General features: G+C 44.2%; 14 protein-coding genes and 1 riboswitch. Of the genes, 6 read left to right on the plus strand and 8 right to left on the minus strand.

Features of this window, described 5'->3' with window-relative positions; all coding sequences use genetic code 11:
• Positions 1-114 precede the first annotated feature (114 nt).
• A riboswitch (FMN riboswitch) is annotated at positions 115-243 on the plus strand.
• Positions 244-348: 105 nt separating this feature from the next.
• From IH597_14310 to IH597_14320, 3 genes are all read left to right on the plus strand, one after another.
• A complete protein-coding gene (locus tag IH597_14310; protein ID MBE0663625.1) occupies positions 349-2,916 on the plus strand; it encodes a TonB-dependent receptor in 2,568 nt (855 codons plus the stop codon).
• A gap of 344 nt (positions 2,917-3,260) precedes the next feature.
• Complete coding sequence (locus tag IH597_14315) at positions 3,261-3,878, plus strand: ABC transporter ATP-binding protein (protein ID MBE0663626.1); 618 nt, start codon at positions 3,261-3,263, stop codon at positions 3,876-3,878.
• The gene (locus IH597_14320) at positions 3,868-5,295 is read left to right on the plus strand and encodes an ABC transporter permease (protein MBE0663627.1); all 1,428 of its coding nucleotides are present in this window, start codon (positions 3,868-3,870) and stop codon (positions 5,293-5,295) included. The genes IH597_14315 and IH597_14320 overlap by 11 nt, the downstream gene beginning before the upstream one ends.
• 118 nt (positions 5,296-5,413) lie before the next feature.
• Here IH597_14320 and gdhA read toward each other — a convergent pair whose 3' ends face one another.
• The 5 genes from gdhA to rmuC form a co-directional block, all read right to left on the minus strand.
• Entirely contained in the window at positions 5,414-6,751 is a 1,338-nt protein-coding gene (gene gdhA / locus IH597_14325; protein MBE0663628.1) for an NADP-specific glutamate dehydrogenase, read from the minus strand.
• Between the two features lie 172 nt (positions 6,752-6,923).
• The gene (locus IH597_14330; GenBank protein ID MBE0663629.1) at positions 6,924-8,843 is read right to left on the minus strand and encodes a glycosyltransferase family 39 protein; all 1,920 of its coding nucleotides are present in this window, start codon (positions 8,841-8,843) and stop codon (positions 6,924-6,926) included.
• A 49-nt stretch (positions 8,844-8,892) separates the two neighbouring features.
• A complete protein-coding gene (locus tag IH597_14335) occupies positions 8,893-11,604 on the minus strand; it encodes a hypothetical protein (GenBank protein ID MBE0663630.1) in 2,712 nt (903 codons plus the stop codon).
• 18 nt (positions 11,605-11,622) lie between these two features.
• Complete coding sequence (gene rlmB, locus IH597_14340; protein ID MBE0663631.1) at positions 11,623-12,387, minus strand: 23S rRNA (guanosine(2251)-2'-O)-methyltransferase RlmB; 765 nt, start codon at positions 12,385-12,387, stop codon at positions 11,623-11,625.
• Positions 12,350-13,738, minus strand: coding sequence for a DNA recombination protein RmuC (gene rmuC, locus IH597_14345; GenBank protein MBE0663632.1), 1,389 nt, complete (start codon positions 13,736-13,738; stop codon positions 12,350-12,352). The genes rlmB and rmuC overlap by 38 nt, the downstream gene beginning before the upstream one ends.
• Positions 13,739-14,121: 383 nt before the next feature.
• Between rmuC and recR the strand changes: the two genes are divergently transcribed.
• Entirely contained in the window at positions 14,122-14,742 is a 621-nt protein-coding gene (recR, locus tag IH597_14350) for a recombination protein RecR (GenBank protein MBE0663633.1), read from the plus strand.
• A 379-nt stretch (positions 14,743-15,121) separates the two neighbouring features.
• Here recR and IH597_14355 read toward each other — a convergent pair whose 3' ends face one another.
• The 3 genes from IH597_14355 to IH597_14365 all read right to left on the minus strand — a co-directional run bounded on the left by IH597_14355 (position 15,122) and on the right by IH597_14365 (position 17,628).
• Complete coding sequence (locus tag IH597_14355; protein ID MBE0663634.1) at positions 15,122-15,385, minus strand: hypothetical protein; 264 nt, start codon at positions 15,383-15,385, stop codon at positions 15,122-15,124.
• Positions 15,386-15,407: 22 nt separating this feature from the next.
• On the minus strand, positions 15,408-16,808 hold the full coding sequence (glmM, locus tag IH597_14360) for a phosphoglucosamine mutase (GenBank protein MBE0663635.1): 1,401 nt from the start codon (positions 16,806-16,808) through the stop codon (positions 15,408-15,410).
• Positions 16,809-16,926: 118 nt separating this feature from the next.
• Positions 16,927-17,628 (minus strand): Crp/Fnr family transcriptional regulator, encoded by a 702-nt coding sequence (locus tag IH597_14365; GenBank protein MBE0663636.1) that lies wholly within the window; start codon positions 17,626-17,628, stop codon positions 16,927-16,929.
• A 227-nt stretch (positions 17,629-17,855) separates the two neighbouring features.
• On the opposite strand from IH597_14365, the gene IH597_14370 reads away from it, so the two are divergent.
• On the plus strand, positions 17,856-21,296 hold the full coding sequence (locus tag IH597_14370; protein ID MBE0663637.1) for a T9SS type A sorting domain-containing protein: 3,441 nt from the start codon (positions 17,856-17,858) through the stop codon (positions 21,294-21,296).
• Between the two features lie 236 nt (positions 21,297-21,532).
• On the plus strand, positions 21,533-21,831 hold a 299-nt coding region (locus tag IH597_14375), incomplete at its 3' end, for a transposase (protein ID MBE0663638.1).

The raw sequence follows: 21,831 nt of genomic DNA on the forward strand, positions 1-21,831 counted from the left end.
TTTTTTCCAATCGCCTGAAACTATTCATCTGATGGCCCACCTGCATGCTGCTTTTAGAACAGTAATTAATCCAAAATGCAGACCTGATTTCTCAAACTTTCTATCTTTGCAGCGTATTTTCTTCAGGGCAGGGCGTAATCCCCGACCGGCGGTGAGAGTCCGCGACTCCTGTTACATAATAATGGGACTGATCTGGTGCAATTCCGGAACCGACAGTTAAAGTCTGGATGGAAGAAGAAAAGTATCTGAGAGTTACCAGGGAGCTCCCCTCTATTCTCACTGCTGTTGATGTATGCCCTGAAGACAATGTTTTCAGTTTTTTTTGTCTGACTCAAAATACTCAACGCAATGAGAATCTTTGCAATCTTTATCTTTTTCATACTTCAAGTCAAGTTCATAAACGCACAATCAGAAGTGCATGGCAAAGTCATTGATAACAAAAGCGGTTTAAATATCTCTGGTGCTTCAGCAATGGTTTCTAACGAGAAAACCGGCGCTATCAGCGATGCCAATGGAAGTTTCAGTCTGAACCTGAAGCCTGGAAAATACCTGCTTGTCTTCAATCATATTGCATACGAACCGAAAGAAGTACCAGTGAAACTTGATCCCAACCAAGTGCTGGATCTTGGTATCATTGGACTGGATGAGAGAATCATTGGTCTGGAAGAAATCAATGTAATAGCTTCAACGGCTACAGACAGACAAACACCTGTAGCTGCGACCAACCTGTCTGCCGCTTTGATTGAGCAACGTAATGGAAGCCAGGAATATCCTGAAATAATGAAACGTGTTCCCGGAGTCTATGCTACCAAATTCGGGGGAGGAATTGGTGATGCACGGGTCACAATAAGGGGTTTTCAACAGGAAAATGTTGCTTTGCTGCTGAATGGTGTGCCGGTGAGCAGTGTAGAAAACGGTTTGGTATACTGGTCGAACTGGGCAGGGCTTGCAGATGCCACGCAGAGCATTCAGGTTCAACGCGGCCTTGGCGCCTCCAAAGTTGCCGTTAATTCGGTAGGCGGAACCATCAATATAATTACAAGGACTACCGATGTTCGGCAAGGTGGTTCAATTACACAGGGTATTTCTGACTTCGGATTGAAGCGAACTATGCTCAGTCTTTCTTCAGGGCTGATGGACAATGGATTCGCTGTTCAGTTTCTTGGTTCACGAACCACCGGCAGTGGTTTTGCAGATGCAACGCATGTTGATGGCTGGGCTTACTATCTATCTATAAGTAAGAATCTGGGTTCTGAACATAAGCTTGTGTTTACAGCGCTTGGTTCGCCCGAGAGGCATGGACAAAGATCGTATGGTCTTACACAGGACGAGTATCTGAAATTCGGCAACAAATACAATCCCAACTGGGGAATGTTTAATGGCAAGGTGATCAGTGTAAATGAAAACTTCTACCACAAACCTCAAATGACGCTGAACCATTATTGGAATATTTCCGAAAAATCGTTTCTCGCAACATCTGCGTATTATTCTTTCGGGCATGGTGGTGGCCGGTTTACCGAGGCGTTTGATAACCTGCCGGCTTTTGCGATCCGGAAAAACAACCAGATTGACTGGGAGGCTATTCATGAACTTAATAGTACACACACCGATGAATTTACTACTTCCGGAGGCGAAACACTTAGTGGTTACAGCAAGGTTATTTTAACAAATTACCTGGCAACGCATTACTGGTATGGTATTCTGAGCAATTTCGACCATCAGATAAATGAAAATACAAAACTTACTGCCGGAGTGCATGTTCGTGATTTCAAATCCCGCCTTCGCGAAGAAATTGATGATTTAATGGGCGGACAATTCTGGATTGAAGATTATGCTTGGGCAATCGAAGGTCAGTCGGGAAGGCGAATGATAAAGAATACAGGCGATGTGATAAAGGTTGACAATGGAGCCCTGGTTAGTTATGCAAGCGCTTTTGGCCAACTTGAATATTCATACGACGCCGGAACAGCATTTCTTGCAGGAACCCTTTCAAACACCTGGTTTCAACGCGAAGATCGGTATAACTATGTTGAAAATATCCGGAGCCGGCAGGTAAGCCGACAAGGATTTGATATTAAAGCCGGAACTGTATTTAACCTGGACGTCATGCACCATATTTATGCAAACTCCGGTTATTATTCGCGGGAACCCTATTATAAGTTCGTGTTTGTGAATTTCTCGAACGCCATAGCCCGTGATCTTAAAAATGAGCGTATCGCAGCCGGTGAAATTGGCTATGGCTTTTCGAACCGCAACATTGCTTTGCGTATGAATGCCTACTCAACTTATTGGATGGACAAATCGCTGCTTTCAATGGAAAATGTGCAGCTCGTTGACTCCACCATGACCCGTGCCCTTGTGCGTGGATTGGATGCATGGCATAATGGGCTTGAACTGGAAGCGTATTCCGTTTCAGGCGAACGCTTTACTTATGGTGCTAGCGCATCCATCGGCCAATGGAAATGGCAGAATGATGTGATTGCAGAGTTGTACGACGATAACCAGGCTCCCGCGGGAACTACTGAAGTTTATGCCAAAGGGCTGTATGTAGGCGATGCCCCGCAAACTCAGATTTTCCTCACAGCTTCTTATAAAATCTGGGATGATCTTACCCTGGCAGCTGAGTGGGTGTATTACGACAGGCTTTATGCCAATTTCGATCCGGCAGGCCGTAACAATGCTGCTGACAGAAACCAGCCTTACAGGATTCCGGGTTATCATCTGACTGATCTGTTTGCCACCTACAGTTTTACGATTGGCAACATGCACGCACAGGCACACATGAACTGCTATAATTTGTTTGACAAGGAATCCATCACGCGGGGCGAAGACGGCGCCTCACATGATCTGGATACTTTTCGTGGATTCAGGACTTTCGACAGGAGTTTTCATTTATCGCTCAAGCTTTTGTTCTGATTAACAATCATTGAGTTTAGGTTCAGAAACAGTAGTGTCCGGTAAACTAGAAGGAGATTCCTCACCGCCGCGGCGGTGAGGAATCTCAAACCCATTTTGGAATATTATCATCATTTTTTAGTTGAATACTACTGGTTCAAAAATTGAACTGAACTCTTATTGTTGCCTTCTTAGCATTTTTTCTGGCCCAAATGAAGCGCTGTAAGCGGAACTTCCTACTTTTGTCCCGCAGGCAATAATTACATAAAACCAATATTGTGACACTTATACAAACGCTTAAACTTGGAAGGTCATACAAAAAAGGGCAAATCATCATTCCTGCGCTGCAAGATGTTTCATTTGCGATGCAGGAAGGTGAATTCCTTGCAATTGTAGGCAAATCAGGTTCCGGGAAATCTACCATTCTCAACCTTGTGGGTGCACTGGATAAAGCCACAACTGGCAGCATTTTCTTCAACGGAAAAGACCTGGCGCAAATGTCCAGATCAGAAATGGCAAATCACCGCCGATTCTCAGTAGGCATGATTTTTCAATCTTTTAATCTGATCCCTTCCTTCAATGCACTTCAAAATGTTGAGCTGGCTTTGACTTTCGGCGGAATGCCTCGAAGCAAAAGAAAAAACAAAGCAACTGAACTGCTGGTTAAAATGGGCCTTGAAAACCGGCTTACCCACCGCCCTGATGAACTTTCGGGTGGCGAAACCCAGCGTGTGGCAATTGCCAGGGCGCTTGCTAACAGTCCAGAGGTACTGCTTGCCGATGAGCCTACCGGCAACCTTGATAGTGAAACATCAGCCGAAATTATGGCATTGCTGATGGATTTGAACAAAAATCATAGCCTTTCAATTATACTTGTTACTCACGATCTTGAAACAGCAGAAAAAGTTTCTGACACAATCATCAGGTTAAAAGATGGCCGTATTGCCGAAACCATTCAAAAAAGGAGGGTCTATGAATCTTAATGATATGGTCATGCTGGGCTTTTCGAACCTGTGGCGAACAAAGCTTCGCACATTGCTCACAATCCTTGGCGTGGTGATCGGCATTGGCGCACTCACATCAATGGTTTCTTTTGGAACCGGTATGCAGAAAAATATAACCGATGCCTTTGCCAGCAACGATCTTTTTACAAGCATCACCGTAACACCTAGGCAAGTGGATTTTGAAAAGCTTGCTGCCGGCGATACCGGGCAAATGGCTGAAGCATTAAAAGATGAAGAAAAGCCCTTGACAGATTCAGTGCTGCAGGCAATTAAAGGAATTTCCGGTGTAGCGCTTGCATACCCAAATCTTGAATTCCCGGCACGGGTAAAATTCATGGGCGACTCTGCCAGTTTTACAATAAGTGCAATGCCTGCCGCCCTCAGTCAATATAAACCTTTCAACGAATTGCTTGCCGGATCGTTCTGCCCATCCGATTCATCAGATCTTATAGTCATTAGTGAGGAAGCATTGAGTTCGCACTTTAAGATCCGGCTGCTGAAAGATGGAAATGACAATACATTGACCCGAGCCGACTCGCTCCGTGGCGTCAGATTCATGCAAGCTGATTCCCTGATCGGAAAAAACATAAGCCTGGTTTCCATGTCCCTGAACCAGGCAAAAGTATCATCTGCGCTATTTAGTGTGATGCGTAACCAACCGCTGCTCCCATTTGATGAAACAATTACCGAACTCAAGGTGGGTGGCATACTTAAGCGCAAAGAGCAGTTTGCTTCAAACATGTTCAGCGGCAGCATGATCATTCCAGTTCGAACCGCTGAAAACATTCCACGACTTGGTTTTACGAGCGTTTGGGACTTGCTTGATGCCAGTAAAAAGGAAGGCACCTATGGCTCAATCCACGTCAGGCTTGAAGACATGAAACACATGGTAAGTGTAAAATCAAAACTCGAAGAAATGGAAGTGGGGGTATTTACAATTGCCGATCAGCTTCAGGAAATCAAACGTGCCTTTCTGATCATTAATTCGGCCCTGGGGGCCATTGGCGCGATTGCACTTATTGTTGCAGGGCTTGGCATCATCAACACTATGGTGATGTCAATTCTTGAGCGCACCCGTGAGATTGGGATCATTAAGGCCATTGGTGGAAGCGAGCAGGAAATAAGGATGATATTTTTTGTGGAAGCTTCAGTAATTGGCATTACAGGCGCTGCTGCAGGCCTGGTGCTGGGTTGGATCGTCACCCGCATCGCCAATCTGGTGATGAATGCCCAATTGATCCCCGAAGGTGTTGAACCTGTGAACCTGTTTTATTTCCCGCTCTGGCTCATTGCTGGTGCAATTGCTTTCTCGGTTCTGATCAGCCTGGCAGCCGCATTATACCCCGCATCGCGCGCTGCCCGTATTGACCCGGTGAGGGCGCTGAGGCACGATTGAATCTTCCATACGGACCTGTCAGCGTTCGCAGAACCTGACAGCGTCCAAATAAAAAAGAGCCGCTCCTTTCGGAACGACTCCAAACCACATTATTAACCAACCTTATAAAAACTATCTTTTAGATTACACCCTGGTCAATCATGGCGTTGGCAACTTTCATGAAGCCGGCTATATTTGCGCCTTTCACGTAGTTAACAAAACCATCGGGTTCACTGCCATACTTCACACATGAAGCATGGATATTGATCATAATTTCATGTAAGCGTTTTTCAACTTCTTCGGCAGTCCAGCTTAATTTCATTGCGTTCTGGCTCTGCTCAAGTCCTGAAGTACCTACGCCACCGGCATTTGCAGCTTTTCCGGGCCCAAAGAGTATTTTATTTTCAAGGAAAAATTCAACCGCTTCAGGTGTACTTGGCATATTGGCACCTTCTGAAACGGCAATCACACCATTTTTCACGAGTGTACGTGCATCGTTGCCATCCAGTTCATTTTGCGTTGCGCATGGGAGCGCTATATCGCACTTCACTTCCCAGGGGCGTTTTCCCTGATGGAATTGTGAGTTGGGGAATTCGTATGAATAAGGTTTGCAAATATCCTGATTCGAAGCACGCAATTCAAGCAGGTAATCTACTTTTTCGCCGGTGATACCTTCAGGATCATAGATGTAACCGTCGGGGCCTGAAATAGTAACTACTTTACCACCCAATTGATTGATCTTAATGATTGAACCCCATGAAACGTTGCCAAATCCGGAAACTGCAACCACTTTTCCTTCCAGAGTTTCACCCTTGGTTTTGAGCATTTCCTGACAGAAATATACGTTTCCAAATCCGGTGGCTTCAGGACGGATCAAACTGCCACCCCAGTTGCGGCCTTTGCCTGTGAGAACACCATGATGTTCGCAGGTGAGTTTTTTGTACATGCCATACAGGTAACCAATTTCACGGCCACCTACGCCGATATCGCCGGCAGGAATATCCATATCAGGTCCGATAATCTTCCAGAGTTCGAGCATAAAGCCCTGGCAGAAACGCATGATTTCATTGCTGGATTTTCCTTTTGGGTCAAAGTCTGAACCGCCCTTGGCTCCACCCATAGGCAGTGTGGTAAGACTGTTTTTAAAAATTTGCTCGAACCCAAGGAATTTCAAAATGCTGAGGTTCACACTTGGGTGAAAACGCAAACCGCCTTTGTAGGGTCCGATTGCATTGTTGAACTGGACTCTGTATCCAAGGTTAACATGTGTTTTTCCACTGTCATCTACCCAGGGAACTTTAAAAGCCAATACCCGGTCGGGCTCTACTAATCTTTCTATAAGATTGGCAGTTTCAAACTGAGGATTCTGATTGTAAATTTCCTCGATTGATTCCAATACCTCGCGAACTGCCTGCAGGTACTCAATTTCTCCGGGATGTTTTTTTTCCAGGTTTGCAATGATTTTTTCCAGGTCCATGGTTAAAATGTTTTAGAAAGTTTATTAAATGTGAACAGTGTAACAATGTTAACAAAATAACAATGCAAAATTACAATTTAAAGAATCATACCCAAGTATTTGATAAAAATTATTTTTGCAGCGCTGGTTCACAACATATCAAAGAGTGTAATATTTAAGCGGGCAAACAATCTCAGGGATCAAAAACTTCAATGTGAATATCATCAACAAAAAGATGCTCCTTGCCTGGGTTCCAAATATAGATTTTTAAGATGTCACGCGTAGATCTGAGCTCATTTACGGGAACAGTTAGAAAAACGGGGCTCCACTCATTTGGGACGGCGTAATTTGAAACCGAAGAAGCAACCCATGAATAAACAGGGGCATCCCATTGTTCAAGTGAGAAAACGATGAGCGCCTTGCTGCTTTCGAGCGGTGAATTGACCATTGCGCGGATTTTAACGGTACAGCCTTCTGTCATATTGATATCACCGGCTGGAACTTCAAAGGTTGGCCCGTATTCAATTTCAGGGTTCATAAGAATGCTATATTTACCCCGATAAACTTTGGAAGTATCAAGAGCTGAAACTGGTGCCCGCCAAAGGTCATCAGAATTAAAATTGCTTTGAATGCTGAATACAGGTTCAGGTTTGTCAATCGCAAAATCAGGGCTTTTCGAAAACAGTGTTATTGCCGATAGACCTTCATAATCTATATGATAGACTACAAACGGGTAATAAAACTCAATAAGGTCATGTGTTTCGTATGGAACCATTTTGGTCCAGGCATACACAAAATAGTTTGTTTGTGAGGAGGACAAAATGTTTTTCAGTTCAAAAATATCACGTCCTCCCCTGTTGTCATATTGCTTGAATTCAGGATTAGCATCGAAATGTTTCAGATAATATTCAATATAAAAAGAATTGTTAACACTTATTGCCCGTGTTATAGCAGCTTCACCATACTGCTTATCCCATTCCACGATGCGGGCAGCTACATCTTTAAACTCTCCGAAATGCTGTGTGCTGTAATACTTGTTGTGAATTACTGTCGAACCTAAAATAGCAAGTGCGAGCAAAGACAGCATCGCGAGCCTCTTAAAATCGAGGTTCCAGAAAGGAAATGAGAAAAGGAAAAACAACAGAAATGGAAACGAAAATATAACTACTGAATGCTGAAGCACCGGGTTCGCAAAGCGGGAGTAAAAGAAACCTGTGGCAATTGGAACAATAAACCAGATAATTGCAAGGAGCCTTAGGGTCCAATTCTTTTTGCTAAGCTTTTGGCTGCTTAAAAAGCCTGATAATGAAATGAAAGCTACCATCACCATCACCCAGACAGAATTGTTAAAAAGATAAGCAATGTGTTCCAGCAACCAGTCGTTTTCAGGCTTTCCGAGCCAGAGCCCTACGCCGCCAATGCTCAAATGGTTCAGGGTAATGTAAATATGCGGGGTAAAAAGTAATGCCGCAGCCAGGCCTGCACCAAGATAATAAAATCTGTTTTCCTTTCGAAGCAGGAAAAGTCCGCTGCAACCCATAACAAATGCTGTAAGAAAGCTGAAATAATGATTGTACATCATCGCTGCAGTGGCTACCGTATAGGCGATAGTATCAAAATATTTACGGTTTGACCCGGCATCAAAGTGAAAAATGACGCGTGTCCAGAAGTAGCCAGTCAGCATAGATAAGAACAGACCCGAACCGTATGGCCTTGCAATCTGGCTGTATAGGATCGGGAATTGAAGTAATGCAAGACAAACAGCCACAAACAAAGCACTGGTTTTTCCGAACCATAAACGGGCAGTTAAATAGCCAAACCAAACAGCAAGCACGCCCATCACCACAAAAGGAAAACGAAGGCTGGCTTCGCTGTCGCCAAACAGTTTCACCCAGTAATAAAGAAACACCTGTATTCCTCCGGGGTGACCATCAACATAAAAGCCTTTGTCAACCAAATCCTTGAAAGTGTCAAACTGAATCCTGACCAGGGCGCTCAGCTCATCATTTGAAAGTGAAAAATCTGCATAATGAATGAAGCGCAACACAGCAGCAGTGGCAATTATTGTGAGAATCAGCCAGAGATGAATTTTATATTGGTCTTTTTGTTCCATAGGCGCAAAAATATGGCTTTCCTGCTTAGAACCTGAGAGGTTTAACAATTCAAAGCCCGGTTTTTAGAGTTGTTGAAGCCGTTATGTTAAAGTTAGTTACCCTGAATATTTCATCCCTGGCTGAATTCCAGAAATACAGACGTAAAAAGTCATCTTCCAGCAGGCAGGAATCAACCGCTATTTCAAAAGCAAGCTTCTTCCACCTGTCTTTAAGCGTGAGCGAGTTAATATACTCGGCTTTATATTTTACCAGGCTGGAATCGCTGTAATGCGCTGCTACAAGCGAGACTTCCGGAAACCAGGAATCGCTCATAACTTCCGCTTCAATTATTAAGCTGAAAGGTTCGCAACCGGTAACTTCACTCAAAGAAATTTGCGAAGGCCCATAAAAGGGTGCATTTTTATCAAGCAAAACAGTATCGGTCAAGTGAGAAAGCAATTTCGCGGTTTGCACATCCGTCCGAACTTTTAATGGCAGGATTTGTCTGTCGTTCAGTGTTATAAATTCAATACAAAGGCTGTCAATAAACCACGTGCTGACTGGAGATTTATCCCAAAAATAAGTTAAGATTTCCTGATCCTCATCACTATAAAACGGCAATTCAGTTGTTAACTCAATTTGATTCCATTCTCCCGGGATCATAGACTCAAAAGCAATTTCACCGTAAAACAATGTCCGTTCTCCGGCAGTAATTGTGCTTACAAGCACTGCATCATGAATTTCCGTAAGTGTGAAAACTGAAGCCCTGACACGCATTGCCCGGTTGGGACCAGAAAAAAGGCTATCAACTGCTTGTCTGAATCCGGCGCCAAAAGGCTGCGATTGATTGATCATCGCAGATATTTTGGAATCATTTTCATGCATCCTGCCCAATTGTGGTAAAACGAATTCTTCGCTGCAATTTTCCATATTGCAGCAAAGTGTCGCTATTGATTGAATCGAATTTAGCGGCTGTTCGATCCATCCAAGATTAGCTTCTGGCAGCACTTCAACAAACATAGCCTTTGCTGCGCCGGTTCCAATGTTCAATGCAACTGGTGAAAATAGCGAAACCCTCACAGAATCGTTTTTGTCAAATACAAGCGGAAGGAACACAGCAATTTCAACCTGGTTTAATTTATCGCATTGCAAATTCCTCTCAATCCTGGAAATGTAATCGCTAACTTTTTCTCCACGCCTGTAAAAATCCATGCGGAGGCTCAGGCCGGCATCATGGCAACTCCAGACATCCAGGATGGTTTTAATAATCGTTTCATCACCAAATCCAAGATTTCCATAGGTTGCGGTAAACAAATGAGCGATGGAATTAGGTTCAAGCCGCTGTGTCGTAAGTTTGATATCATGAGATATGTCGTTACCGGCGACAGAATCTTTTTCAGGGAAGTTGAAAACAGTGGTGGTTTTTATGATCTTCCCGGGTATCATCACCGCCGTTTGTGGTGTGATCCTGAAGAAGTTGTTAACATAGCTTTGACATGTTACCGGTCCGGCAGGATACACCCAATGAACATGCTGATAAAACTGAAACAGGTTCAAAACAACCAGCAAGCCAATAATAATTTTCAAGGCAAACTGATAAATCCGGTTCTCAGATAAAGAGAATCCCATGAGCAAGGCTATTGCAAGCAATCCGTAAAAATCAATAAAAACCCTTTGCCCAAACTGTGATGTATAATGCCATACCCACCAACTGGATACCACATAGGTAATGGCAAGAAATGCAAACATAAAAGAAACAGCCCGAAAGATATTCGTCCTGGCCATTTGCACTACTCCCAGTAATGCAAGAAATGACAGGGGTGTATAAATCATCCAGCCCTTTTCAAAGCTCCAGAGTATATTGATGATCTGCGGGTTCAGGAAGTTGAAAGTTTCATCTCCGTATGAATAAACAAGGAAATAGCCAGTTTGCGCATACCACAACACCACCTGTAACGCAATGACCCCGCTTAACACAACCAGGGTTTTCAAAAAGAGAAATTTCTCTTTGAAAAGGAATACAACCGCTTCTGAGAACCTTGTAAAACTTCCGGTAAGAAGCGGCAGCGCTAAAACTATTAAGCCATTTTGTGGCCTGGTAATCAATACAAGTCCGAATGCAACTGCAGCGCCCAGGAAAAAAACAGTTTGCTTTTCATGGATCGCACGATAGGCTTGCAATAAAAACAGGTTCACAAGAAAGAACAGGTACACATGGGGCATAGTGCCTTCCACCACGGTATAATACACAAGGTTGGTTCCCAACGAAATCGCAACAAGCACCAATGAAATCAGGCTTTTTGTGGCTGAAAAATAGCCCAGCAATTTCTTTAGCAGCAGCAATCCCAGGCCTAAATAAAAATACACTGAGAAGCCAATAGCATACTGATAGATCATCGAATACCCATCCGCCATGCCAAAAAGCAAGGCAAGCAAATGTGCAATGAGGAAAAATGGCAGCATCAGGATAGCAATTCCTGTAAAAGTTTTGTTTACAGTTTCGCCACGGTACTGAAAACGAAACTCTTTAAAATACGTTGGGTTCTCATCTGATGCATAGTATGTTGATTCATAATACTCAACAAATCCATACTCAAGATCCTGGTAAATGAACAATGCAGGCAGGTAGGCATAATATCCTTTGCCGTCGTTGATGATCAACCGATCGTATTTATCGCCAGGACTTTTGAAAAGTAAAAAGAGGATGCCATACGCAAGCATGATGAACAGGATCACATAGCGATTGAAGATGGAGAGAATGGATGTTTGCGTTTTCAACATTGGGGGCCTGTGACAAAATCAGACTTTACGTTGCCTTGTTACCTCGTATAGGAACATCCCGGCCGCTACTGATACGTTGAGCGAGGCAAGTTGTCCCTGCATCGGAATCATGCCAACACCATCGCAAAGCTTGAGGTATTCAGGCGACACACCTGTATCCTCAGCGCCTAAAATGAGTGCAACCGGTTCGGTAAAATCGAAGTTCCAGAGCGGTTTATCGCTTTTTTCAGTGGCAGCAATAATCTTCAAACCACTTTGTTTAAGGTAATTGATCGTAGTTTTCAGGTTCATACTGCGAACTACAGGAATGTTCAACAATGCGCCAGATGAAGTTTTTATAGCATCGGAATTGATCTGTGCCGATCCTCTTGCCGGGATTACCAAGGCATCCACCCCGCAACATTCTGCGGTTCGGGCAATGGCGCCCATATTCCTTACATCGGTGATGCGGTCGAGCACGAGAATGAGCGGCACTGAGCCTGCTTCGTAAATCCATGGAATAATAGATTCAATATCCTGGTATTGTATCGGTGAAAGAAATGCTGCAATTCCCTGGTGGTTTCCCTGAACAATGCGGTTCATAGCTTCGGCTGGGAGAAATTGCATAGGTATTTCGCGTTCGTTCAGCACTTTCCTGAGACCCGGGATCCATTCGCCCTGCAGGTTGTTCTGTATGATCACCTTTTCAATGTCTTTGCCTGAATTCATTGCTTCGGTTACAGAATGCACACCATAAACAATCTGCTCAGACCGGCTGCGCCTCGGATAGTTCTTCTTCATCATCATTATCGGTAATTAGATATTGTGTAGGCAGTTTCTTTACAACCTTAACACCCAGCCTTCGGAGTTTATCGGCACGGCCAACGAGGTTGCCACTGCCGGAAATCAATTTTTTGTTAACCTCTTCATAGGTTTTCTGAACCGTGTTCAACTGATTGCCAAGCTTTTGCAGGTCTTCAATAAAGCCGACAAATTTATCATACAAACTGCCGCCTTGCCTTGCAATTTCCAACGCATTTTGTGTTTGCTTTTCCTGCTTCCAGATTGAGGAAACCGTTTTGAGCGTAGCCAGCAAAGTCGTTGGGCTCACAATCACAATTTTGCGTTCCCAGCCGTATGAAAACAATTCAGGATCACTTTGTAGGGCAGCGCTGAATGCAGACTCAACCGGGAGAAAAAGCAGCACAAAATCAGGGCTGTCAAAGGCGCTGGCAGTCTGGTAACCTTTCTCGCTCAATCCTTTAATATGACCCCGGATGGAATCAACATGCAGACGCATATAACGGGCTTTCTCCATCTCGTCTTCGCAGCGGATAAAATTTTCATAGGCCACCAGCGACACCTTGGAATCAATCACGAGATGTTTGTTTTCAGGGAGGCGCACAACCACATCGGGGCGGAGTAACTGGCCTTCTTCACCCCTGGTTGTCAACTGGGTTTCGAACTCAATGCCTTTAGTCAGGCCTGAGCGTTCAAGCACTCTTTCAAGCACTACTTCGCCCCAGTTGCCCTGTTTCTGCGAATCGCCTTTGAGAGCCCTGGTAAGGTTTTCGGCGTCTTCGCTCAGTTTGCGGTTCAAATCAACAAGATGTTTGACTTCCTCTTTTAAGCTGATTTTGTCATGCCGCTCCACATCATAGGCATCCTGAACCTTTTTTTCAAAAGATTGCAGCCGCTCTTTGAGAGGGCTGATCATATCGGTGAGGTTTTTTCCGCTTGCACTCATAAAATCCTGGCTGTGCTGCTTAAAAATCTTGTTGGCCAGGTTCTCGAACTCGAGTGTGAATTTTTGCTGCAAGCCGCTGAGTTCCTGTTTTTGGTTTTCGAACCTTTCCTGCATTTGTTCCTGAATGGCTTGCATGCGCGCCAGCATTGAATTTTTTTCGTTAAGCTGCTCGCGGCTTGCAACTAATTCAACAAGCAGCTTTTCATTTTCTTCGGTATGGTTCAGCACTCTTTGATCCAATACGGCAATTTGCCGGTCTTTTTCACTGAGCAGGTTTAGTTTTTCCTTTTCAAGATGTTGCAGTGTTTCTTCAAGTTGTTTTTGTTTTGCCCTGTGTTGCGAACCCAGCCAAAGGTATGCAACTATGAAACCAATAAGCAGGGCGGCAATGATGAGTAGGATTTCCATCAGTTATGATTTATGTTACGGCGTTGTGAACGTAACGGGCAAAAGTAACGAAATTATGCCTTTTGCAGATTTCTTGGTTGAGTCTATTTCTGAAGTTGTTTAATGCGGCTAAAGCCTCGCAACTTACTCTAATTTCAATGAGGCTGTCTCATAAGGTTGTATCTTGTCATCCTGAACGAAGTGAAGGATCTCTATATAATTGTAAAACAGATTCTTCGCTTCTCTCAGAATGACAAAAACGATAAAACCTAGAGCTTTGAGACATCAGTCATATAAGAACACAGAGATCCTGGCTTTAGCCACATTGTTGCAATTTTGATATGAGTTTTCAGACATGGTTCTTAGTTTAATCTGTACTTTTGCACGGTATCCTTTTTTACTTCATTGTGACCGAATACTCATCAAAAATATTGGAGCAGGCTGTAAACCAGCTTTCGAGATTGCCGGGCATCGGGCGTAAAACCGCCTTACGCCTTTGCCTGCATATCCTGAAAGGAGAAAATGGCGAGGCCAAACTATTAGGCGAAGCAATTATCAGGCTGCGCGACCAGGTTTGCTATTGCAAGACCTGTCATAATATCGCAGATGCTGAAACCTGCCAGATTTGTGCCGATCCTAGACGGGAGCAAACCGTGATTTGTGTTGTTGAGGATATCCGTGATGTCATGGCCATCGAAAACACCTCCCAATATCGTGGACTGTATCATGTACTGGGTGGAATCATCTCGCCTATCCAGGGAGTCGGCCCTTCTGACCTTAACATGTCATCACTTGTAAGCCGCATCGAAAAGGAAGGCATCAAAGAAATCATCATGGCTTTGCCGGCAACCATTGAAGGCGACACAACCAATTACTACATTTATAAAAAGATCAACCACTTCGGCACGCTGGTAACCACTATTGCCCGCGGCGTAGCAGTTGGCGACGATCTTGAATTTGCCGATGAGGTTACGCTGGGGCGCTCCATTCTGAACCGGACGCCGTTTGAGGGGATGGGGAAGTAGGTTTGGCGTTCAGCGTTCGACGTTTGGTTTTCAGTGTTCGGCGTTTGGTTTGAGGAAATTAAATTGAATGTTGAGGATAAGCTTCAATATTCCATCACACAACTCATTCTTAGCCCCGTTTTTTTGTTATTTTCGGTCAAACTTTGCCCCGACTTTTTCGCATTTTAGACTCAACTTTGCCCTGACTTTTTCACTTTACTTAGCTTAAAATAGTAATTATCAGAATGGAAAGATCAATTAGAGTAACATATTATCGCATGAGTGTGTGTTACTCAACGAAAAGGCAATGTGCAAACCTTAACCTGATTGCCCCAATGGCTTATGGTATTGCATGATAATGCAGGTGCGAAACCTTATTGCCCTGTAAAGCGTAGTTTTTCTAAGCCATTGCTGCGGCATCCGATTCATCAGCCCCGACATCGAAGATGGTCAGTTGCTTTTCGCTGATTTTGACCGGGTGTTTTTCAATTACTGGCCCGAACCGCTCAAGATAGACTTTGAGCGCTTTCTTGATCAACTTGTTTGAAGTAAGGTCGTGCTTTGCACAGTATCGTTGCAATGTGCTGAATTGGTTCGCACTGACCTTGAAGGTAATCTTCTTGAATTTGACTTTTTTCCTGCGCTTGCTTCGTTTTACAGGCATAGTATTCGGCGTTAGGTAGAGTTTATTCCGGTTCAGGCTTAATGGTTTCCCTGATATCATCAATGAGTTTGCGGGCCAGCACCTCAGCTTTGTGCATGGAGTCGCTCTCGGCATAAATGCGTATGATTGGCTCGGTGTTAGATTTCCTTAAGTGAACCCAGTCATTATCAAATTCAATTCTGATCCCGTCAATTGTATTTTTAGGCTGGTTGATATATTTTTTTTCGATCTTTTTCAAAACATCATCCAGGTTGATTGCATCATCCAATTGGATTTTGTTTTTAGAAATATGCAGGTCAGGAAAGGTGGAGCGCAGCGAGGAACAGCTTTTACCGGATTTAACAAGTTGCGTTAAGAAAAGCGCGATGCCCACCAATGCATCGCGGCCGTAATGCAATGTGGGATAGATAATGCCACCGTTTCCTTCACCACCTATAACGGCATTGTTAGCTTTCATCATTTCAACTACATTCACCTCGCCTACTGCCGATGCAAAATGACTGCCGCCATGCCTTTCGGTTACTATCTTCAAAGCATTTGATGAACTCAGGTTGGAAACAGTGTTTCCTTTCTGATGGCTGAGAACATAGTCAGTAACTGCAACCAATGTGTACTCTTCGCCAAACATATCGCCGTTTTCATCTACAATGGCCAGGCGATCCACATCAGGATCAACAACAAAACCAAGATGGGCATTGCTTTTCTTCACAATCGCCGAAATCTCAGAAAGGTTTTCGGGGATGGGCTCCGGATCGTGCGGGAAATGGCCATTGGGTTCGCAATACAATTCTATTATTTCCTGAACACCTAGTGCTCTGAGCAATTTTGGGATGGCAATGCCTCCGGTAGAGTTCACGGCATCCACAACGATTCTTAGCTTCGCTTGGCGGATGGTTGCTCCATCAACCAAAGGAAGTTTCAGTATGCTCTCAATATGTTGGTCAATGGTGTTTTCTTCGCGGCGGTACGAACCCAGATTGTTAATATCCGCAAATGAAAACCCGCCGGTTTCTGCCATGTCAATAATTTGCCGTCCTTCATATTCGTTCAGAAATTCACCCTTTTCGTTGAGCAACTTCAGCGCATTCCATTGCCGTGGGTTGTGGCTCGCAGTGATGATAATGCCACCTGAGGCATTCAGTGCTATTACGGTTACTTCAACTGTGGGGGTGGTGGAAAGGCCGGTATCAATCACGTCAACTCCTGCGGCTACCAGGGTTCCCAGCACCAGCCGTTCAACCATTTCGCCTGAAATGCGGGCGTCACGGCCCACAACTACTGATGGTTTTTTGCCTGGGTTGCGGCTCTGAATGAAAGCTGCATATGCAGCCGTATAATTGATTATATCAACAGGCGTAAGGCCCGCGCCTGGATTTCCGCCTATGGTTCCGCGGATGCCTGATATAGATTTAATGAGGGTCATATATGGGTTATAATGCGCAAAGATATTGATTTAGTTCTCAAATGCGCAGCTAAAAATGACAGCAAGATTTTGTTTAAAATGCGAAATGCAGGTAAAAATTCAACGCTTGCAAAGGTTTTTACCCGGTTCTGCTGATCCGTTTCAATGCTTCGGGATCAATAATCATCAAATCGCTATCAGTAATACGGATGAGACCTGCATTCTGAAAATCCCTTAATATCTTGATGGCGCTGTCCTTTGCCATACCCGAAAGGTCTGCCAGGTCCTGTTTTGAAAGGTACATACTGAACCTGGGTGTTTGAAATATTTCCTCAAAAAGGTATATCAATGTATCGGCCATCCGCCCGGGCATTTGTTTTTGGGTTAAAAAGATAAGACGATTATATACCGATAGGATACTCTTGCTAAAATCCTTCATCAATTCATTTGCGAAGGTTTTGTTTTCGTCAATCAGCTTTTTAAAGAGATCAACATCAATGAAACAAACGCTGCAATCAGTGAGGGCAGATAAAGTATAATGATGTAAGCGATCGAGGTAAATGCCGGGGCCTCCCACAAAATTGGTAGGTTTGATAATCCTGATGATCGCATTATGATTGTCCAGGCCTTCAAGGTAGAGTTTCGCAAAACCTGAATTAATTGACAGTACATGCGACATATAGGTACCCTGCTTCCGGATGGTTTCGCCCTTCTTATAAACGACTGTGATTTTATTATCCCTTACCAGCACAAGTTCCTCGTCGGTGAGAAAACAAAACAGTGGTGATTTCAGATCACAGTTCAGGCAGTTACGCTCCGGATTTTCACAATGGCCGCTCATTTACTGTTGGTGTAATTTTTTCAATAAGCCGAACAAAGTTACTTGAATAATTGAAAAGTGGAAATAATATTCATTTTAACACATATTTTTTCCTGATTTCGGAGGAAAAATTTCCTTTGTACAACAGCATCATTCCGCAAATGTTTCCTTGACCCACTCCAGACCCAAAGGTATTTTTGTACTAAAATTAAATCATTCCACTATTTCATGTTCAAAATCTGATTGTTATGAAAAAAATTACACGCCATAAGGCCAGCATGTCAGCTCTCATTCCCCGGATAATGCTATTGTCCGTATTGCTTTCAGGCAGTATTGCTATTGCACAAACACTCAATGTACAGTCATTTGACCTCGATGGTAATGGTGAAGTATATGTTTTTCAAGACTGTCCGCCTGTTTTTGATGAATTCCAAAATCATAATACCGTGTTATGGTTACAGGGAGGTACCACGTGGTTCGGACAAGCATATGATTACCTTGGCGGCTTGTCTTACCAGGCCAAAGTGAGCAATTGCGGCACCGTTAGCGCCAACAATTCCTCCCACCTGTTTCTTGATGGCGATGGCAGCCGGACAATTACGCTCGACTGGCAGAACTGGGCGAGTGTGTACTCCTTACTGGAGGTCCCATATTATGCAGAAGCTGACAATACATTCTGGTTTGATGTAGACGTTGAGATAGCTCCCGGGGGTGGGCTTAATCCAGGCGATCCCGTTACCCTGTACTTCTATTATTGGATTTTCGGTGCAGGTATTACAGATCATGAAGCCGGGATGGAAGATCCAATCTCAACCACCAATACTTTTACTTTTAGTGGCAATAACATACTGGGAGGAGGATTTAATTTTAATAACCCTCCCGGCCCTCAAGGTTGGAACCGGGTAAACCTTGCCGGAACCATGAACCTGAATGTTGGAGATGTAATACCATTAAATTTCTCCTCTTTTCATGACATTGAGATAAACCCTCCTGGCAAACCTTACATGGGCGGTTTCAGAGATTTTGCCAAAGCCAATATAAAGGGATATCTTGTTTTATCTTTTGATTCCCTTGCGATCCCACCTCAATTTCAACCAAATTATAATCCGAGGATTGAGTTCTCACTTGATATCGGATCAGATGCGGAACGCAGCGACCCTGCCCAAAATGGCAATGAAGTGTTTGACCCGGGCGATGCCTACCTGATGAGAGGGCCTTATATGCTTTCGCCATTTAACGGGGTAAAAGATGATGCCACCATTTTTGGTTTTGATCCAGCCCCTGATCCCAATGATGCTACAACTGCCGTTCCCTGCGGGGTGGGTCCTTATCAACCCGATATGTATTTTGAACTTGACGGGATGGACAATATGCAGGCTTCGCTGACGACACTTAATTATGGCCAGGGCCAGCCATCCATCGGCTATTTCAATGATAGCCTAATACTGATTGCCAATAATTTCCTGATTTCATACGACGATGACGGGATGGAAAACTGGTCAGTGAATTTTTCAGGTTTTCAATCAGTGCCTGTAAATTCGCAGTCGCCTTTGGGGTTTGATACCTATGGAAAAAGCTCCAGGGCTGATGAAGTGGTGGCTGTTGACCTGGATGCTTACAATATTCCATCGTTCCCTTTCACTCTCGACTCGCTCTGGACTGAAACGGATGTTCATCCAAATCTATTTCCAAATCCTGATCTACAGGAATCAGAAGATGACGATGTGAATGCGCTGAATTATTTCCCGAACCAGTATATTGACGGCTACTTTTATTTTAGCGTTGACAGCGAAGCTACTTTCAATCATCCGCTTGTTTTTGGCGCCTTGAACCCGGGTTCGATCTATCAATTGCTAAGCCCAGGTAATTTTGTGGAAGTAGTAAACCCGGTCATACATCTTGGATTGCAGGATAGTACCGACGTAAATGCATTTACATTTGGCTGGGTATGGGATATCAATAACCTAAGGCTGGGGCTGGCGCTATTGTTCAGTGTTGATGTTGATGACTGGACCACAACTCAGGACGAATCCGGTGGCAAGGACCCATCCATGATTTATTATTCCTTTCTTGATGGAACGCATCATGAGTTCATGGCTGCACCGCTGAAAGACAATATTGATGCCCTCACCATTGTACCTGGCTCATTCAATGGGTATATGCTACCGCCAGTTCCCGGATGCAATGCCCCAACATCGCTTACAGTAGCAGTGAGTTCAACTTTTGCTGACCTGATGTGGACAGAACCTGCCCCTCCCCCATCGAATGGTTATGAAATTGAATTGTATGATGTCAACAATGTGATCATTTATACTTCAACCGTTCCTGCAGGAACCAACCTTTATCATTTTGCAGGGTTGAATCCAAATTCAACTTATACGGCCGTTGTGCGATCCGATTGTGGTGGCGGACAGTATGCCGAGGATGCCATTACTTTTACAACCCAGCCGATTGACGGGGATTATGGCGATGCCCCAGAGGGTTCCATTGCCTATCCGGCCCTTGGTATATTTGGTAATTTCCCCACTTGCACCAGTCCTGGAATACCAGGCAGCTATATTGTACATGAAGTAAATCCGGCGCTATTGTTTGGCCCGGCCATAGACTATGAAACCGATGGCAATGCAGGCTTCTGTCCAAACTTTACTCCGAACCAGTATAATCAGGACGAATGCTACCAGGATACGGATGCAGGCCTCATTTTGCCTTTACCACATACTATTACCGGGCCTCCCGGTTCAGAAACTGTTGTGCCATGTATCCCGGGCAGTGTTCATGTGCCATGGAAAACCTGCCGGCTTGCAGTGTGGGGTGTGAGTGTTGACATGCACGTTGAAAACATGACAGGATCGGAAGCCTACTTTAACCTGCTGGCTGACTGGAACCAGGATGGAGAATGGACTGGATCAATGACCTGCCCGGATGGCAGCGTTGCACCGGAACATGCGGTGGTGAACTTTGCAATACCTGCGGGTTTCTCCGGCCCACTTTCGCAGCTCAACCCGCCTAAGTTTCGGATTGGCATGAATGAAGGTTATGTGTGGGTAAGGTTTACACTTACTGAAACACCAGTGCCTGCCGGATGGTATGGAGAAGGGATTTTCAGTACCGGCGAAACCGAAGATTACCTTATTGCGCTTGAAGATCCGAACCTGCAGGGTGATGTATACATTGATAATGTGACCTTCGCCAGCGGTTACGACGACTGCACCGAAGCCCAGGATGATATTGTAATGAGCAACTCTATGGTTGAAAGCGGTGCCAATGTTGTACTGGTGGCTGATAATTCGATCAGGATACTGCCGCTGACCCATATTGAAAGTGGGGCGCAATTCCTTGCCACCATTGATATTGACGGCAATTATTGCAGCAATTACAAGAGCCTGGTATTTGCCGATGACGATGAAATTGCTGATGAAATGCTTGCAATAGACAAGGCAGATTCACAACTGTTCAGGGTTTATCCCAATCCCACAACCGGCGCTTTCACCATCGAACTGTTCAATCATGACGAGCAATTCCGGATTTCTATTGAGGTGTTTGGTACATTGGGCGAAAGGATCATGGGCATAGCATCGCAGGGTGAGCTGCTCCATGCGCTTGATCTGAGCGGGAAACAACCGGGAATGTATTTTATCCGTGTTGTGAGAAATGATGAAATTGGGGTGGAGAAGCTGATATTGAGGTAGCAGGTTCGAAGTATTGATGTCAATTTGTTGATTGGTTAGTTGGTCAATTAGTGGAGTAATGGAGTGTTGGAGTGTTGGAGTGTTGGAGTGATGGATGGTTGGATAGTTGATTGGTTGAATGAGTGATTAATTGGAGTGATGGAGAAATGGAGTGATGGAGTGATGGAGTGGTGTAATAGTGAGATTTGTCTAGTCCTGAAATAGGTTTACACGAAAAGTAAACTAAAAACAGGATTATGAAGAGAAAAGTAAACTTTTATCCGGACGATTTTAAGTTGATAGTTGTTCAGGAGTATCTGACCACCGATATAAGCCTCGATGAAATTATGGCTAAACATGGGATTGGTGGAAGCAATTGTATTAACAATTGGATGCGTAAATTTGGCATGCGAGAACCAAGTCAGAAACAACTAAAACTTCAACGCCACATGTCAAACGAATCTGCAAAAACTGTCAGGGAAAAGATTCTTGAAAGCAAATTACATGCTTTGGAACAAGAACTTGAACATGAGAAGCTACGCAACGAAGCGCTCAA

Source organism: Bacteroidales bacterium (genome assembly GCA_014860575.1).
Taxonomy (GTDB): domain Bacteria; phylum Bacteroidota; class Bacteroidia; order Bacteroidales; family JAAYJT01; genus JAAYJT01.

Excerpts from the sequence above, each read along its gene's own strand:
- IH597_14370 (MBE0663637.1), top strand. The coding sequence starts at position 17,856 with ATGAAAAAAATTACACGCCATAAGGCCAGCATGTCAGCTCTCATTCCC.
- IH597_14365 (MBE0663636.1), bottom strand. The coding sequence starts at position 17,628 with ATGAGCGGCCATTGTGAAAATCCGGAGCGTAACTGCCTGAACTGTGAT.
- IH597_14320 (MBE0663627.1), top strand. The coding sequence starts at position 3,868 with ATGAATCTTAATGATATGGTCATGCTGGGCTTTTCGAACCTGTGGCGA.
- glmM (MBE0663635.1), bottom strand. The coding sequence starts at position 16,808 with ATGACCCTCATTAAATCTATATCAGGCATCCGCGGAACCATAGGCGGA.
- IH597_14315 (MBE0663626.1), top strand. The coding sequence starts at position 3,261 with ATGCAGGAAGGTGAATTCCTTGCAATTGTAGGCAAATCAGGTTCCGGG.
- rlmB (MBE0663631.1), bottom strand. The coding sequence starts at position 12,387 with ATGATGAAGAAGAACTATCCGAGGCGCAGCCGGTCTGAGCAGATTGTT.
- IH597_14335 (MBE0663630.1), bottom strand. The coding sequence starts at position 11,604 with ATGTTGAAAACGCAAACATCCATTCTCTCCATCTTCAATCGCTATGTG.
- IH597_14355 (MBE0663634.1), bottom strand. The coding sequence starts at position 15,385 with ATGCCTGTAAAACGAAGCAAGCGCAGGAAAAAAGTCAAATTCAAGAAG.
- IH597_14310 (MBE0663625.1), top strand. The coding sequence starts at position 349 with ATGAGAATCTTTGCAATCTTTATCTTTTTCATACTTCAAGTCAAGTTC.
- IH597_14330 (MBE0663629.1), bottom strand. The coding sequence starts at position 8,843 with ATGGAACAAAAAGACCAATATAAAATTCATCTCTGGCTGATTCTCACA.
- gdhA (MBE0663628.1), bottom strand. The coding sequence starts at position 6,751 with ATGGACCTGGAAAAAATCATTGCAAACCTGGAAAAAAAACATCCCGGA.
- rmuC (MBE0663632.1), bottom strand. The coding sequence starts at position 13,738 with ATGGAAATCCTACTCATCATTGCCGCCCTGCTTATTGGTTTCATAGTT.